2 tRNA genes are annotated in these 352 nt (G+C 55.4%); both read right to left on the bottom strand.

Going from position 1 to position 352, the window contains the following annotated elements:
- Nucleotides 1–61: 61 nt before the first annotated feature.
- Nucleotides 62–137, bottom strand: a tRNA-Gly gene (locus H735_RS29560).
- 97 nt (nucleotides 138–234) lie between these two features.
- Nucleotides 235–321: transfer RNA gene (locus H735_RS29555), tRNA-Leu, on the bottom strand.
- Between the last annotated feature and the right edge of the window lie 31 nt (nucleotides 322–352).

Raw genomic sequence — 352 nt, 5'->3', positions numbered from 1 at the left:
TCGAACCGAGGTCCACGGATTTGCAATCCGCTGCATAGCCACTCTGCCAAGGCGCCTCAACTGGAGCGACACACGAGGTTCGAACTCGTGACCTCAACCTTGGCAAGGTTGCGCTCTACCAACTGAGCTAGTGTCGCATAATTTGAGATGGTGCCCCGAGCCGGAATTGATGGTCCGACACTCGGCCGGTCAACTCGACGGCGGGATATTAAATTCACCCACTCAATTTTCGGATGGTGCCCCGGGCCGGACTTGAACCGGCACAACGCGAACGTCGAGGGATTTTAAATCCCTTGTGTCTACCAATTCCACCACCAGGGCAACGCAATCAATGCGATGGTAACACCACCTG

It is taken from the genome of Vibrio owensii CAIM 1854 = LMG 25443 (assembly GCF_000817815.1).
GTDB classification, from domain to species: domain Bacteria; phylum Pseudomonadota; class Gammaproteobacteria; order Enterobacterales; family Vibrionaceae; genus Vibrio; species Vibrio owensii.
Note: the sequence above shows the minus strand (reverse complement) of the source record. Positions and strands in the feature narration are given on the sequence as shown.